The 13,797-nt window shown below is 40.4% G+C and carries 17 protein-coding genes; 12 read left to right on the forward strand and 5 right to left on the reverse strand.

Annotated elements, in window-relative coordinates; translation table 11 throughout:
• The first annotated feature begins 90 nt into the window (after positions 1 to 90).
• Positions 91 to 327 carry an EF-hand domain-containing protein gene (locus CWB78_RS11460; protein ID WP_010387655.1) on the forward strand — a complete coding sequence of 79 codons (237 nt, stop codon included), beginning with the start codon at positions 91 to 93 and terminating at the stop codon, positions 325 to 327.
• Between the two features lie 8 nt (positions 328 to 335).
• On the forward strand, positions 336 to 572 hold the full coding sequence (locus tag CWB78_RS11465; RefSeq protein ID WP_138595649.1) for an EF-hand domain-containing protein: 237 nt from the start codon (positions 336 to 338) through the stop codon (positions 570 to 572).
• Positions 573 to 582: 10 nt separating this feature from the next.
• Here the strand turns inward: CWB78_RS11465 and CWB78_RS11470 are convergent, their stop codons facing one another.
• Positions 583 to 1,074, reverse strand: a complete 492-nt coding sequence (locus tag CWB78_RS11470; protein ID WP_138595650.1) for an energy transducer TonB — start codon at positions 1,072 to 1,074, stop codon at positions 583 to 585.
• A gap of 168 nt (positions 1,075 to 1,242) precedes the next feature.
• Between CWB78_RS11470 and CWB78_RS11475 the strand changes: the two genes are divergently transcribed.
• On the forward strand, positions 1,243 to 2,922 hold the full coding sequence (locus CWB78_RS11475) for an amidohydrolase (RefSeq protein ID WP_502705094.1): 1,680 nt from the start codon (positions 1,243 to 1,245) through the stop codon (positions 2,920 to 2,922).
• A 25-nt stretch (positions 2,923 to 2,947) separates the two neighbouring features.
• Here CWB78_RS11475 and CWB78_RS11480 read toward each other — a convergent pair whose 3' ends face one another.
• Positions 2,948 to 3,184, reverse strand: a complete 237-nt coding sequence (locus CWB78_RS11480) for a YgjV family protein (RefSeq protein ID WP_010387650.1) — start codon at positions 3,182 to 3,184, stop codon at positions 2,948 to 2,950.
• Positions 3,185 to 3,458: 274 nt separating this feature from the next.
• On the opposite strand from CWB78_RS11480, the gene CWB78_RS11485 reads away from it, so the two are divergent.
• The gene (locus CWB78_RS11485; protein ID WP_076918373.1) at positions 3,459 to 4,115 is read left to right on the forward strand and encodes a Crp/Fnr family transcriptional regulator; all 657 of its coding nucleotides are present in this window, start codon (positions 3,459 to 3,461) and stop codon (positions 4,113 to 4,115) included.
• Between the two features lie 49 nt (positions 4,116 to 4,164).
• On the opposite strand, the gene CWB78_RS11490 is transcribed toward CWB78_RS11485, so the two are convergent.
• Positions 4,165 to 4,731 carry a phosphoribosyltransferase gene (locus CWB78_RS11490; protein ID WP_010387648.1) on the reverse strand — a complete coding sequence of 189 codons (567 nt, stop codon included), beginning with the start codon at positions 4,729 to 4,731 and terminating at the stop codon, positions 4,165 to 4,167.
• Between the two features lie 175 nt (positions 4,732 to 4,906).
• On the reverse strand, positions 4,907 to 6,205 hold the full coding sequence (gene pepB / locus CWB78_RS11495) for an aminopeptidase PepB (RefSeq protein WP_131691598.1): 1,299 nt from the start codon (positions 6,203 to 6,205) through the stop codon (positions 4,907 to 4,909).
• A gap of 144 nt (positions 6,206 to 6,349) precedes the next feature.
• Between pepB and sfsA the strand changes: the two genes are divergently transcribed.
• The 8 genes from sfsA (at position 6,350) to CWB78_RS11535 (ending at position 12,741) form a co-directional block, all read left to right on the forward strand.
• Positions 6,350 to 7,069 carry a DNA/RNA nuclease SfsA gene (gene sfsA / locus CWB78_RS11500; RefSeq protein ID WP_138595653.1) on the forward strand — a complete coding sequence of 240 codons (720 nt, stop codon included), beginning with the start codon at positions 6,350 to 6,352 and terminating at the stop codon, positions 7,067 to 7,069.
• Between the two features lie 280 nt (positions 7,070 to 7,349).
• Positions 7,350 to 7,793, forward strand: coding sequence for an RNA polymerase-binding protein DksA (gene dksA / locus CWB78_RS11505; protein ID WP_008111170.1), 444 nt, complete (start codon positions 7,350 to 7,352; stop codon positions 7,791 to 7,793).
• Positions 7,794 to 7,805: 12 nt separating this feature from the next.
• Positions 7,806 to 8,702: a tRNA glutamyl-Q(34) synthetase GluQRS gene (gene gluQRS / locus CWB78_RS11510; protein ID WP_138595655.1), complete on the forward strand. Its 897-nt coding sequence runs from the start codon at positions 7,806 to 7,808 to the stop codon at positions 8,700 to 8,702.
• A 305-nt stretch (positions 8,703 to 9,007) separates the two neighbouring features.
• Positions 9,008 to 10,306, forward strand: a complete 1,299-nt coding sequence (gene pcnB, locus CWB78_RS11515) for a polynucleotide adenylyltransferase PcnB (protein ID WP_010387640.1) — start codon at positions 9,008 to 9,010, stop codon at positions 10,304 to 10,306.
• 3 nt (positions 10,307 to 10,309) lie between these two features.
• Positions 10,310 to 10,795 carry a 2-amino-4-hydroxy-6-hydroxymethyldihydropteridine diphosphokinase gene (gene folK, locus CWB78_RS11520; RefSeq protein ID WP_075169768.1) on the forward strand — a complete coding sequence of 162 codons (486 nt, stop codon included), beginning with the start codon at positions 10,310 to 10,312 and terminating at the stop codon, positions 10,793 to 10,795.
• A 30-nt stretch (positions 10,796 to 10,825) separates the two neighbouring features.
• A complete protein-coding gene (panB, locus tag CWB78_RS11525; protein ID WP_054201846.1) occupies positions 10,826 to 11,620 on the forward strand; it encodes a 3-methyl-2-oxobutanoate hydroxymethyltransferase in 795 nt (264 codons plus the stop codon).
• Positions 11,620 to 12,468, forward strand: a complete 849-nt coding sequence (gene panC / locus CWB78_RS11530; protein WP_138595657.1) for a pantoate--beta-alanine ligase — start codon at positions 11,620 to 11,622, stop codon at positions 12,466 to 12,468. Before panB ends, panC begins: the two co-directional genes overlap by 1 nt.
• 30 nt (positions 12,469 to 12,498) lie before the next feature.
• On the forward strand, positions 12,499 to 12,741 hold the full coding sequence (locus CWB78_RS11535; protein WP_055012978.1) for a hypothetical protein: 243 nt from the start codon (positions 12,499 to 12,501) through the stop codon (positions 12,739 to 12,741).
• A gap of 70 nt (positions 12,742 to 12,811) precedes the next feature.
• Here the strand turns inward: CWB78_RS11535 and CWB78_RS11540 are convergent, their stop codons facing one another.
• On the reverse strand, positions 12,812 to 13,780 hold the full coding sequence (locus CWB78_RS11540; RefSeq protein WP_010387635.1) for a PstS family phosphate ABC transporter substrate-binding protein: 969 nt from the start codon (positions 13,778 to 13,780) through the stop codon (positions 12,812 to 12,814).
• Positions 13,781 to 13,797 lie beyond the last annotated feature (17 nt).

Here is a 13,797-nt window from a genome sequence, read left to right on the forward strand (position 1 = left end):
GTGTAAACGGATTTAATGTTGGGAGTTAAATTATGGCAAGTGCTTTCTTTCAATACTGCAGCAATTAAAATACACCTTGGAACGCCAACTATGAGAATACTGCTTCCCTTTATTGGTGCTTTACTTTTTATCAGCCAAAGTGCATTCGCACTTGACGTAAAGCAACGCTTTGACCATTTGGACAAAAATAATGATGGATATTTAACCCACAGCGAGCTTGCTGCTCAGCCTCAGCTATTAAACTCATTTTCAAATTGGGATGAAAATCAAGACAACAGAATTTCTTTAACTGAGTTTAAAAACTACTTAACCACTAACCTGTACTGAGCATTTATATGAAGCCTTTTCATAATATTATTTTACTAACACTGACTGTTTTTAGCTGTATGAGTTTTGCAACAAGCAGTTATATTGCCGAAAAGTTTGAAAAACTTGACCGCAACCAAAATGGCTTTTTGACTCGTTCTGAAGCTGCCAGTGATCCTGCTTTATGGTCACGTTTTGGCAGTTATGACCGTGATAAAGACGCACAATTGTCATTAAGCGAATACAGCTTGTACGCCAGTAAATAAAGAAAATATATTATAAAGTACGTTTATATACTTTTCCTTTTACCAAAAATTTTTCTTCGGTGGGGGGGCAGTTTTTCAAATATTTTTTACTAACGTCTTTAGATTCAAGCATAAAATCCATTCTAATGTGCGTAAGAATGGGTTGTTTATTTTTATTATTTTCAGCCGGAAGCCATTTCCATAAATTGAGGGATTTTGCGGCTGCTTTATCAAATAGCTTTTGAGGGTATGAAGAAAGTATTTTATAGCCTTGCGCCTTTCCTTCCTGATTAATCATAGTTACGAGCTCAACACACCCTGCAAGCCCTTTTTTAGCAGCTTCAATGGGGTATAAAGGCTCCACTCTTTTAAAAATATTCCAGTAATCTTTTCCCGAATCACGAAGTTCTGCGCTTGACAAATCAATATAGTCTATTTTTTCAACAGCCTTATTCTCAGGTGATGTTGCACTACATGCGCAGAGAAGTAATGTTAACGGAATTGTGAGGTAAAGTGGTTTCATTGCGTTTCCTTATGCATGAAAGTTAAGTTTTAATTAGTTTTTATTTTTTAAATGATTACTGTTTAACCTACTATAGGTACGCTATTGTATCAACAAAAAATCGTCTTATTGGTATTCTAAATTTGAGTTTGCTACTGTGATAGTACAAATAATAACAATGTGCGTCTTATGCAACTAATAAAACCAATATTGCTAGCAAGCCTTTGTGCCGTCACTAGCGTGGCAATAGCACAAACTAAAGTCATTTATAACGCCAATGGCTACTCACCTTTGTATAAAGGAAAAATGCGCCATGGCGAAGTAAATACGTTTACGACCTTGGTCATAAAAGATGGCAAAGTAGTTAAAACAGGTCCAGACAGCTTGAAAAATAGCTTTCCGGGTGCAACGCTAATTGACGCGAAAGGCAAAACCCTACTCCCAGGGCTCATTGATGCGCATGGACATGTCATCGGGCTAGGTAATAATTTGTCGCAACTTGATGTGCGCGGTGCAAAGTCGGTAGATGAAGTAACCGCTAAACTCAAGGAATTTGCCAAAGGTAAAGAAGGTTGGATCATTGGTCGAGGCTGGAACCAAGAGCTATGGTCAAATACTCGCTTTCCTACGGCCACTGACTTAGACAAAGTCGTTAACGATCGCCCTGTTATTTTATCGCGAGTAGATGGTCACGCCATTTGGGTTAACTCAAAAGCATTAGAACTTGCCAATATTAACGCTGACACACCAGCCCCAGCTGGCGGAGAAATTATAAAAGGTGAGTTTGGTAAACCTACCGGCATTTTTATTGATAAAGCAGAAACCTTAATTACTCAACATATGCCTGTAACGTCTGCACAATCGGTCAGTAATGCATTAGATGCCGCAGGTAAACACTTACTAAGCCTAGGCATTACCTCAACTCATGATGCAGGTATTGATAAAACCACATGGCAAGTTTACAAACAACGCGCCGAGTTAGGCACATTACCGCTTAGAATTGTAGCGATGTTAAGTGCAGCAAGCCCAGATTTAAACATGATGCTTAAAGCCGGTCGTTATCAAGATGCGCAGGACTTTTTATCTATCCGCAGTGTAAAAATTTATGCTGATGGGGCATTAGGGTCACGTGGTGCTGCGCTTATTGAAGAATACGCTGATAGAGCCAACCATTTTGGCCTTATGCTTGAAACCCAACAAAAGCTAGAGCAATTATTTACCCTGACTTTTAAAAGTGGTTTTAGCGCTAACACACATGCAATTGGCGATAGAGCAAATAAAATTGTGCTAGATGCCTATCAAAATGTATTTAAACAAACCGGTGGCATACTACTGCGCAATCGTATGGAGCATGCACAAATAGTCTCGCCAGAGGATATCCCGCGCTTTAAAACCCTGAAAATAATTCCATCTATGCAACCTGTGCATGCCACATCAGACATGCATATGGCTGAGCAGCGTTTAACCGACAAACAACTACAAGGCGCTTATGCTTGGCAAACATTTTTAGACCAAGGTTCAACGATTGCGGCGGGATCTGATTACCCTGTCGAACTAGCGAACCCATTTGATGGTTTATATTCTGCGATAACGCGCATGGATCATAATCAACTGCCTGAAAACGGATGGCGCGCCAGTGAGGTATTGAGCAGAGAAGATGCATTACGTGCGTTTACCCTTGGCGGCGCGTATGCAGCGCATCAAGAGTTTAAAGTAGGTAGTTTAGAGCAAGGTAAATGGGCTGACTTTATACTGGTTGATCAAGACTACTTTAAAGTGCCTATTGAGCAGCTTTATAAAACTCAGGTATTGCAAACGTGGATAGCAGGTAAATTACGCTACCAAAAAGATTCAGCAAAGTCTGAGTAAAAACAAAAAAGGGTTAACTTAAAAGTTAACCCTTTTTTGTATCAGCCCTAGACTGACGATATAACTTAATAATGTGATATATATTGACCAGAGCTAACAAGCCATTAGTAAATGCCACCGGTACAGAACCGATTGCTGTACCGTAAAAAGTAAACGCAATACAGCCCAATAAATTAAACCAACGCAGTTTGGTTACATCGGTCATGGTCAAAGAAATAACTAGTAAAACGGATGCTAAATAACCTAAATATTCCCAACTCAATTGTTCTCTCCTAGGCTTTAGGTTAATATTACTAGCTAAATTTTAGTACATTATTAAAAACTGCTGCTTAGCAGTTTAAATAAAAAAGCTAACTTACCAATAAAACCTTAAAATATACTGGTTTTACCCACAATTTTTTAATCATTACACGGTAGAATGAAGGTCATTTAACGCCATTAAATAACGGCGTGGGTAAGTTAGCGTAAATTCTTAATCTTAATGCTATCGTCATTAAGGTGTAATAAATAGGACAATTGTCCGAAGAGCATGATTGATGTTTCAATACCATTTTTCCAGTTACCTTGTTGAACAGCTGCTGACATTTGCCGGCAGTAGTTATCAGCAATCAAAAAAAGAAATATTAATACAGCAAGACCAACCACTCACTAAGTTGGTATTGGTGCGAAGTGGTACTGTATCGTTTAGTTACGATGTAGGAAATGGCCGACGTCTGCTACTTGGCCAGCTCGACTGTAACAACACCTTGATTGGCGAAATTGAAGCACTGAATAATAACCCGTGTATTTACACAGTAACTTGCTTCAGTGATGTCACGTATAATCTTATTGAGCTAAAGCATTGGCGCTCATTATTGCTCGATAAACCAGAACTGAGCCTATACACGGCGCAAACCATTGCAGCTAAGTTTCAAGAAAATCAAAAAATTAACTTAGATAAACTGTTACTTCCCTTAAGCTACAACATTGCTAAAGATTGCTTATTACGTGCGGAGAATAACAACCCCACTTTATTGCGTGCTTATCCTACGGTAAATGCAGAAGCAGAGCGCTTTGCAACTACTGAGCGTGCATATCGTCGGGTAGTGAGTGAGTTAGTAGAAAAAAACCTAGTGCAACGAAGCACACAAGGGCTGCAAGCTGTCGATATTCCTAAACTCAGTGAATATGTAGATAGCTTTGCACAACTTTAAAGACAATAAAAAAGGCCATTAAGGCCTTTTTTATTGAGCAAAGTCACGTTTATTTTTCAAGTAAAATATCGTGGATTTTAGCTAAATCAGATTTACCTTCAATAATTTCATCCGGCGTTAACCCTGATAATTCATGCGGGAATACTAACCATTCTTCAGACTCATGAATGTAGTAATCTGGCACTGTATCTACTTTTGAGTTTTTTGGCTTGTAGTATGGACAAGCAATACGAATATCACTCGGTAAGTTTAAGCGCATTAGTTCAGAAAGCTTCTCTTTTAGCGCCACAATACTTCGACCTGAGTCAAACACATCATCCACAATCAATAATGAATCACCCGCATTCGCGTTTTCAACAATGTAGTGTAAACCATGCACTTTGATTTCTTTTGATTGCTTGCCAATACCGTAATAAGACGACGTACGCACCGCAATATGATCGGTCTCTATACCTTTGTAATCATAATATTCTTGAACTGCGATCCCGATTGGAGCACCACCGCGCCATATACCAATAATAAAATCTGGACGAAAGCCATCTTTATACACTTGTGCCGCTACGCGGAATGAATCTTCAAGTAATTGTTGAGCCGTGATATAGCACTTTTCTGACATAGTAAGGATCCCAGTGGTATGTATAATATTTGAGCGAGGTTTAAATAAAATAGATGCTCAAACACGTATTGGCGAAGGATTTTACCGTAAATAAAACAAAATTGCTTGTATGGCGGATAAAAAAATAGGCACCTTAAGGTACCTATTTTTTAACTAATTGCTTAATCTGAATTGATTAGGCCTTTTCAAGCAAGGTGCGCGCTACTGTACGCATACCTTGGGTAGTTGCACCTGAAGCCCACTGACTAGTGCCACCACCCATATTAAATGCAGCCGCTAAGTCAATGTGTACCCAACCTTTGCCATCGTTTGGCACAAAGCGAGATAAGAAACCTGCTGCATTTGAAGCACCACCATAACCACCGCCTTTTTGTGCACGGCTGTTTGCTGTATCTGCATACGGTGATGGACAGTTTTGTTGATGCCACTTTTCAAGCGGTAATGGCCAAGCGGCTTCCATTTCTTGTGATGCAAAGTCTTCTACTTCACGCACTAGCTCTTTATCAAGGGCAAATAACGCGTTGTATTCTTGACCAACGGCAACAAGGGCTGCGCCCGTCAATGTTGCTGCATCAATAATAAGTGGTGCACCTGTCTCACCTGCCGCCATAAGGCCATCAGCTAATACTAAACGACCTTCAGCATCTGTGTTTACAATTTCAACGGTTGTGCCATTTTTGTAGGTAAGAATGTCACCTAGTTTGTATGCATGACCGGAAATTAAGTTCTCAGCACAACATAAAAACAGCTTAATACGCTTTTCTACACCACGGTTAATGGCCAATGCTAAACCTGCGGTAACTGTTGCCGCTCCGCCCATGTCGCATTTCATGCCTAACATGCCTTCGCTAGACTTAATTGAGTAACCACCTGAGTCAAACGTAATACCTTTACCTACAAGTGCAGCGCTTACTGGTGCGTTATCATCGCCAGTTGGATTGTAATCAAGCTCAAGTAACACTGGTGGGCGTTCACTACCACGACCTACAGCATGAATACCAATCCATTGCTGCTCTAATAGCGCATCGCCTTTTATTATTTGGTAGCTAACATGTTCTGGTGCCAGTGATTGAATAAATTCAGCCGCTTTTTCTGCTAGGCTCTCTGGGTAAATGTCATCGGCGGTGCCGTTAACCATTTCACGTGCCCACGTTGCTGAAGCTTTTAAATCAGCAAGTTCTTTTAAATCAGATTGTGCATTATCAACAAACTCAACACCGTGCAGTACTTTTGGTGATACAAAGCCTTGATAAAAGGCCCATTGGCTCTCTGTACACCAAACATCGCCTTCAAGCACAACACTTTTAATACCTTGGCTTGCAATAGTACGACCTGCTTTTTGCACGTTTTTTAATGTTTCTTGCTCAGATAAATGAACCGTTGCGCCGTGTTCGTTAAAAGATAGTGACGCACTTTCGCCCCAGTGTCCTGGTGCCGACTGCTCGCTTAATTGAACAACAAATTTTTCACTCATGTTAGAATATCCTTGCACTTAAATGTATGGTTGAGTTTACTATAGCGCGCCTAAGTTCCCAACAGCTTGCGGTAAATAACCTCAAATAGTCCGCAAAGTCTTATTTTACTTAACCTGAATTCTGGTTATATAAGGAAGTCATTAATGAAGTACACCCCGCCATTACAATCTGCTACGTTATTAAAACGTTACAAACGCTTTTTAGCTGATTTAGAGCTCAGTGATGGCAGCACTTTTACCGCTCACTGTGCTAATACGGGGAAAATGACGGGCTGTGCTGACTCTGGTTTTAATGCCTTTTATTCCACCAGCAGTAACACCAAACGAAAGTACCCACAGTCATTAGAGCTGACGCAAAATAACTTATCACAGCTTATTTGTGTAAATACAGCCGTTGCTAATAAAGTAGTAGAGGAGGCGATTAATGCTGAAGTAATTAAAGAGCTGACAGGCTATCAACAAGTCCAAAGTGAAGTAAAATATGGCAGTGAAAACAGCCGCATCGACTTTTTACTTACCCACAACAGTAAAGCCAATTGCTATGTTGAAGTTAAATCAGTGACTCTCCTAAGTGAAGAGCATCCACAAAGCGGCCAAGGTTACTTCCCAGATGCGCAAACAGTTCGTGGGCAAAAGCATATTCGTGAATTAATCGAAATGGTAAAACAAGGGCATCGTGCGGTGTTACTATTTGCGGTGCTACATCAAGGGATCACACAAGTGAGTGCGGCGGCACATATTGATTCAACCTATGCACAATTACTTAGCGAAGCGATTGAGCAAGGCGTAGAAGTATTAGCTTATAAAGCCCGTATTTCTGCCAGTGAAGTAACTTTGGTTGAGAAAGTAGCATTTGTTGAGTAAAAAGAGCGCATTTAAACGTTGCTATTTCGCCACGCCCAAAAAATACTTAACCAAAAAGTAAAAATAAGTTGTTTTTATTGTTATTGCCCATATAACTACGCCAGTTTATAAACCAATACTGTGATAAAAAGTATATACAATACTTTTACTACTTTTATATCACCAAACAGGGTTAAGCTAATTCGATTATTTAAAAATAAATTTGCCTAGGGTATGAGTTTCTGTTATTTATACCGCCGGCTAATGCTGAGGCATTAAATTAAGGATTTAGGAGAGAGTTATGCCAGACCAAAAAAGACATGGTTTATTGGCTCAAGCCGGTTTAGAACCATACCAAGAAAAACCGGGTGAAGAGTACATGAATGATGCACAACGTGCTCATTTTAAAACAATTTTAGAAACTTGGCGTAATGATTTACGTAACGAAGTTGATCGTACCAAATCACACATGCAAGATGAAGCAGCTAACTTTCCTGATCCCGTTGACCGCGCAGCACAAGAAGAAGAGTTCTCATTAGAGCTTCGAACGCGTGACCGCGAGCGCAAATTAATTAAAAAAATTGAAAAAACAATTATATTAATTAAAGAAGACGAATTTGGCTTTTGTGAATCTTGTGGTATTGAAATTGGCATTCGCCGCCTAGAAGCGCGCCCTACTGCTGATTTATGTGTAGATTGTAAAACACTTGCTGAAATTAAAGAAAAACAATCTGGACGCGGCTAATTAATTATAGCCATGTCTTCTACAGCCGTTACTGCGCAAGTATCTAACTATCGCGGCCGATTTGCACCGTCTCCGTCCGGACCGTTACATTTTGGCTCACTTGTGGCGGCTGTAGGTAGCTACCTTGATGCAAAAACTAACCAAGGAAAGTGGTTAGTTCGCATTGAAGATATAGACACCACTCGCGTTGTAAAAGGCGCCGCCACCGATATACTAAATACCTTAGAAGCCTACAACCTCAATTGGGATGAAAACGTTGTGTATCAAACACAGCGTCTTACTATTTATCAAGATGCCGTTCACTCTCTGTCACAACAACAGCTTATTTATGCCTGCCAATGCTCTCGTAAGCAAATAAAAGCCCTCGGCGGTATTTATCAAGGGCAATGTAAACACAGCCAACTAAGTGAGCAAGGTCATGCCCTACGTTTAACTCAATGTCATGCAACCGTTGATTATAAAGACCTTATTCAAGGGCATATTGACGTTGACTCAGCACTCGCTCATGAAGATTACATAATAAAACGTAGTGACGGTTTATTTGCCTATCAACTCGTGGTGGTGGTTGATGACATTGAGCAAGGGATCAACCGAATTGTACGAGGCGCTGATTTGCTCGAGCCGACTGCGCGTCAAATTAGCTTATTTAAACAACTAAATTACCCTATTCCAGAATTTGCTCATTTGCCTTTGGCAGTAGCAAAACCAGGGTTTAAACTGTCTAAGCAAAATTACGCCCCTGCAATTTGCAAACAAAATCCAAAACCAACTTTAATAGCTGTATTTAAATTTTTAGGCTTGCCAATACATGAGCAACTAATGGATTTAACCTGCGAACAATTACTCGCTTGGGCCGTGACGCATTTTAACTTAAGCCTTGTTCCTGCTAAGCGCGAAATACAGATTTAACCTCCCTTTACGTATTACGTGGAATTAATTCAAATAAAATCGTTAAAAATGGCTTAATTTCAGCGCTGCAACTTAATTTTTTTACCTTGCTGGTATATGATAGCCGCCTAAATATATGCTAATTACATTAAATGGTAAGAATGACGCTTTAAGTGAATACTTGCTGTGATTTTGATTGCAATGGCGAGCCAATCAACCGCTTCTCTAGGAGACAGACTATTATTTCCAAGCTTTTTCAATTTTGTCGACAAATTATCGGCCCAAGTGCCAATAACGAAAATGTCGCAATCAGCAGTGAGCCGTTAGTGATCCCTAGAGGTGAGCATGGTATTTCTCGCAAACAATTTAGCCCAAATGCAATCAAAGTACTCTACCGCCTAAAAGATGGTGGCTATGATGCTTACTTAGTTGGTGGTTGCATTCGCGATGTATTGTTAGGTCAACAACCTAAAGATTTTGATGTTGTAACCAATGCCACTCCTGAGCAAGTAAAAAAACTGTTTCGTAACTGTCGCTTAATTGGTCGTCGCTTTCGTTTAGCGCACATTGTTTTTGGCCGTGAGATTATTGAAGTGGCTACAATGCGCGGCCATCACGAAGCACAAGAAGATAAAAATCAAATTAGTCAGTCAAGTGAGCACGGGCAACTTCTTCGCGATAACGTATTTGGCAGTATTGAAGAAGATGCAGAACGTCGTGATTTTTCAATCAACGCTTTGTACTACTCCATTAATGATTTTTGTGTTTACGATTACGCAAATGGCTTAGCCGCTATCAAAGCAAAACAAATTGAGTTAATTGGCGATCCTGAAACACGCTACCGTGAAGATCCGGTACGTATGCTTCGCGCAGTGCGCTTTGCCACTAAGTTAGATATGCAAATAGCACCAGCAAGCGAAAAACCGATTACCGAATTAGCGAGCTTGCTTGATAATATTCCGCCAGCGCGTTTATTTGAAGAAATACTCAAGCTATTTTTAAACGGCAAAGCACAGCAAAACTTTATAATGCTGCGTCAGTACGGTTTATTTAAATCGTTATTTCCTGAGCTAGACCGTATTTTAGATAAAAAACCAGGCGGACTTGAAGAAACCTTCATAAAGCAGATGTTTGCAAACACCGACATACGCATTAATGCAGATAAGAAAGTAACTCCTGCATTCGTATTTGCAGCATTATTATGGTTCCCACTGATTGAACGAACTGAAAAAATTCGACGCCAAGAGCAACTTTCAGAATACGATGCATTTGCTCAGGCAATTAATAAAGTACTTAGTGAGAATGCTCAACATATTGCCGTACCAAAACGCTTTACTTTAGGTGCTCGTGATATTTGGCATATTCAACAACGCTTAGATAAACGTGCTGGCCAACGTGCCTATCGTTTAACACAGCAGCCGCGCTTTAAAGCCGCTTATGATTTTTTACTATTGCGTGTTGATGCTGGTGAAACTGAGCATACAGAGCTGGCACAGTGGTGGACACAGTACTTAGGCCAAGATATTAATGGCCAAAAAGAAATGGTGCGAGAGCTTGGTCATCAAGGCGGTCCAAAACCACGTAAGCGACCTCGCCGTCGTACCACAAAAAAACCTACTGAGTAAATAATGCAACGTGTCTATTTGGGGTTAGGTGCAAACCTTAACAACCCTATTAAACAACTTGATAACGCTGTTATTGCACTTAAAAGCTTGCCAAGCAGCGAGTTTATAGCCTGCTCGCATTATTATGCGAGCAAGCCTATGGGACCACAAGATCAACCCGATTATGTGAATGCTGTCGCCTGTATTAACACTTCACTTGAGCCAGAGCAACTGCTTGATTTAACCCAAGCCATTGAGCTGGAACATGGGCGAGTTAGAAAGGCCGAGCGCTGGGGCGCACGCACATTGGATATTGATATTTTATTATTTGGTGAACACACTTTAAATACCGAACGTTTAACCGTACCTCATTACGGATTAACTGAGCGAGAATTTGTTGTTTACCCACTGCAAGAAATTGCACCGGAACTGATTTTACCTAGCGGCGCATCTATCCAACAGATAGCAAATACCCTACCGCTTAACGACTTACAACAATTACCACGGTAATTAATTAAGGCCATTGTCTGCGAGAATATTATGTCTAAAATAACCGTTTCAACTTTGAATAAAATGAAGGCTGAAAGTAATAAGATCACTGCGTTAACAGCATACGATGCTAGTTTTGCTAAGTTATTTCATGATAACGGCGTTGATGTTGTTTTAGTTGGTGATTCTTTGGGTATGGTATTACAAGGTGGCGACGACACCTTAGCGGTTACAAACCAAGAAATTGCCTACCATACTCGCTGTGTGCGCGCGGGAAGCCGTGACTTATTTGTTATAGCTGACTTACCGTTTATGACCTACGCAAACCCAAGCGACGCATGTAAAAATGCTGCAGAGCTGATGCGTGCTGGTGCTAATATGGTCAAACTTGAAGGCGGAGAATGGCTGTACGACAGTATTAAATCGCTAACCCAACAAGGTATCCCGGTATGTGGCCATTTGGGGCTTACACCGCAATCAGTGCATGTATTCGGTGGTTTTAAAATCCAAGGCCGTGAAGAAGCTCAAGCACAAAAAATTATTGCCGATGCAAAAGCATTAGAAGCGGCAGGCGCACAACTACTGGTGCTTGAATGTATTCCAAGCGCCTTAGCAAAACGCGTTACAGAGTCATTAAGCATCCCTACAATCGGTATTGGTGCCGGTAATGTAACCGATGGCCAAATTTTGGTTATGCACGATTTAGTGGGCATTTCTGCAGGTTATATTCCTAAATTTTCAAAAAACTTTTTACTCGAAACAGGCAATATGCCTGCCGCCGTTAAAAAGTATTGTAACGATGTCAAAAGCGGCGTATTTCCAAGCGCTGAACATGAGTTTAAATAATGCAGTCAATCACTGAAATTAAATCATTACGCAGTCAAATTAAAGCTTGGCGCCAGGCCGGTTTAAGTGTGGCACTTATTCCTACTATGGGTAATTTACACCGTGGTCATTTTTCACTGGTAGAAAAAGCAAAAACACTGGCCGACAAAGTGGTCGTGAGTATTTTTGTTAACCCAATGCAATTTGGCGCTAACGAAGATTTAGACAGCTATCCGCGTACTCTAGATGCTGATAAACAAGGGTTAGCCGATCTTGAAACAGATATTTTGTTTATCCCCAGTGTAGAAACTATTTATCCTAATGGTTTAGGCGCGCAAAGCTTTGTTGATGTACCTGGTATTTCAATGGGGTATTGTGGCGGTTCACGCCCAGGTCACTTTAAAGGCGTAGCAACTGTTGTTACGAAGCTATTTAATTTAGTACAACCTGATTACGCTTGTTTTGGTGAAAAAGACTTTCAGCAGCTACAAGTTGTTAAAACTATGGCCACTGATTTATCGATACCAGTAGAAATTATTGGTGTACCCACCATGCGTGAAGTTAGCGGCCTTGCCATGAGCTCTCGTAATGGGTATTTATCAACTGAGGAAAGACAAACCGCTCCTGTTTTATTTAACACCTTAAAACACTGTGCGCAGCAACTAAAAAACGGTAATAAAGACTTTGCCACACTGGAAAGTGAAGCGAAGAGCGCATTAGAAGACGCAGGCCTAAAACCAGATTATTTTTCGATAGCTCAACGAGATACATTAAAAGCTGCTACACTCGAAGATACACGATTTGTAATTTTAGCTGCCGCCTTTTTAGGTAGTGTTAGATTAATCGACAATATTCAGGTTGAAGTTTAATACTGGTGTGGCCTCATTTTAAGGATAAGCATGAAAACTTTTATTAAAACTAGCCTCGTGGCTTTTTCGTTTGCAGTTCTTGCTGGCTGCCAGAGCCAAGCGGGTAATCCAGCACTTAATCAATGTGCTCAACAAAGTTATCAATGTGAAACCAGCTGTGAGCAGCAAACAACCACCGATAGTCTTAAATCACAGGTCTGCTCATCAAAATGTATTGAGGCTTACAATCAATGCAAAGTGCAAGCTGAAAATTTAGGTAAAGCAACGAACTAAATAATCTTAAGTAAAACAAAAAAACCGCTCATTGAGCGGTTTTTTATTATTTACTTTGGTTGCTAGCTGCTTATTTCAAGCCTAACTTTTTAAGCTCTAATTCAACTAACTTTGCAGAAAGTGGCACATAACCATCTTTTTCTACAATTTTTTGACCGTCTTGAGAAAGTACCATCTTTAAAAACTCAGCTTCAACTGGGCCAAGTGGCTTATTTGGGTGTTTATTTACATAAACATATAAGAAACGTGACAGTGGGTATTTACCTTGTGCTACGTTTTCAAGCGTGGCATCAACAAAGTTAGTGCCTTTTTTAGATAACGGAACAGTACGCACACCCGATGTTTTATAACCAATGCCAGAGTAACCAATCGCATTTAATGACGCTGAAATTGACTGTACAACAGAAGCCGAGCCCGGTTGCTCGTTCACGTTATTACGGAAATCACCTTTACATAACGCTTTCTTTTTAAAGTAACCGTAAGTACCTGATACTGAGTTACGTCCGTATAATTGCACGTCTTTTGCAGCCCAATCACCTTCTAGACCAACATCACTCCAGCGATTTACTTGCTCTGATGCACCACATTTACGAGTTGATGAGAAAATAGCATCGATTTGGTCAATGCGTAGTCCTTCGATTGGGTTATCTTTGTGTACAAATACTGCCAACGCATCAATTGCTACTCGCACTTGTGTTGGTTTGTAGCCATGACGCTTTTCAAATGCTTCAATTTCTTTTGACTTCATTGCACGGCTCATTGGACCTAAGTTAGCCGTACCTTCTGTTAGTGCTGGTGGCGCAGTAGACGAACCTGCCGCTTGAATTTGAATATTTACATTTGGATAAATGCGCTTATATTCTTCAGCCCAAAAGGTCATCATGTTGGCTAATGTGTCAGACCCTACCGATGAAAAGTTACCTGATACACCGCTAATTTTTTGATACTCAGGAATACCGTCTTCTAATGCAACCGCTTGTGCAGATACAAATGTTGTAACAGCCACACCCATTGCGGCAACTAAGTTTTTAAATTTCATTTTGGGGTTCTCCAGTT

This window comes from Pseudoalteromonas sp. S1612 (assembly GCF_005887175.1).
Classification (GTDB): domain Bacteria; phylum Pseudomonadota; class Gammaproteobacteria; order Enterobacterales; family Alteromonadaceae; genus Pseudoalteromonas; species Pseudoalteromonas undina.

Coding starts and splice junctions, on each gene's coding strand:
- CWB78_RS11460 (WP_010387655.1), top strand. CDS start 91: ATGAGAATACTGCTTCCCTTTATTGGTGCTTTACTTTTTATCAGCCAA.
- CWB78_RS11465 (WP_138595649.1), top strand. CDS start 336: ATGAAGCCTTTTCATAATATTATTTTACTAACACTGACTGTTTTTAGC.
- CWB78_RS11470 (WP_138595650.1), bottom strand. CDS start 1,074: ATGAAACCACTTTACCTCACAATTCCGTTAACATTACTTCTCTGCGCA.
- CWB78_RS11475 (WP_502705094.1), top strand. CDS start 1,243: ATGCAACTAATAAAACCAATATTGCTAGCAAGCCTTTGTGCCGTCACT.
- CWB78_RS11485 (WP_076918373.1), top strand. CDS start 3,459: ATGTTTCAATACCATTTTTCCAGTTACCTTGTTGAACAGCTGCTGACA.
- CWB78_RS11490 (WP_010387648.1), bottom strand. CDS start 4,731: ATGTCAGAAAAGTGCTATATCACGGCTCAACAATTACTTGAAGATTCA.
- pepB (WP_131691598.1), bottom strand. CDS start 6,205: ATGAGTGAAAAATTTGTTGTTCAATTAAGCGAGCAGTCGGCACCAGGA.
- sfsA (WP_138595653.1), top strand. CDS start 6,350: ATGAAGTACACCCCGCCATTACAATCTGCTACGTTATTAAAACGTTAC.
- dksA (WP_008111170.1), top strand. CDS start 7,350: ATGCCAGACCAAAAAAGACATGGTTTATTGGCTCAAGCCGGTTTAGAA.
- gluQRS (WP_138595655.1), top strand. CDS start 7,806: ATGTCTTCTACAGCCGTTACTGCGCAAGTATCTAACTATCGCGGCCGA.
- folK (WP_075169768.1), top strand. CDS start 10,310: ATGCAACGTGTCTATTTGGGGTTAGGTGCAAACCTTAACAACCCTATT.
- panB (WP_054201846.1), top strand. CDS start 10,826: ATGTCTAAAATAACCGTTTCAACTTTGAATAAAATGAAGGCTGAAAGT.
- panC (WP_138595657.1), top strand. CDS start 11,620: ATGCAGTCAATCACTGAAATTAAATCATTACGCAGTCAAATTAAAGCT.
- CWB78_RS11535 (WP_055012978.1), top strand. CDS start 12,499: ATGAAAACTTTTATTAAAACTAGCCTCGTGGCTTTTTCGTTTGCAGTT.
- CWB78_RS11540 (WP_010387635.1), bottom strand. CDS start 13,780: ATGAAATTTAAAAACTTAGTTGCCGCAATGGGTGTGGCTGTTACAACA.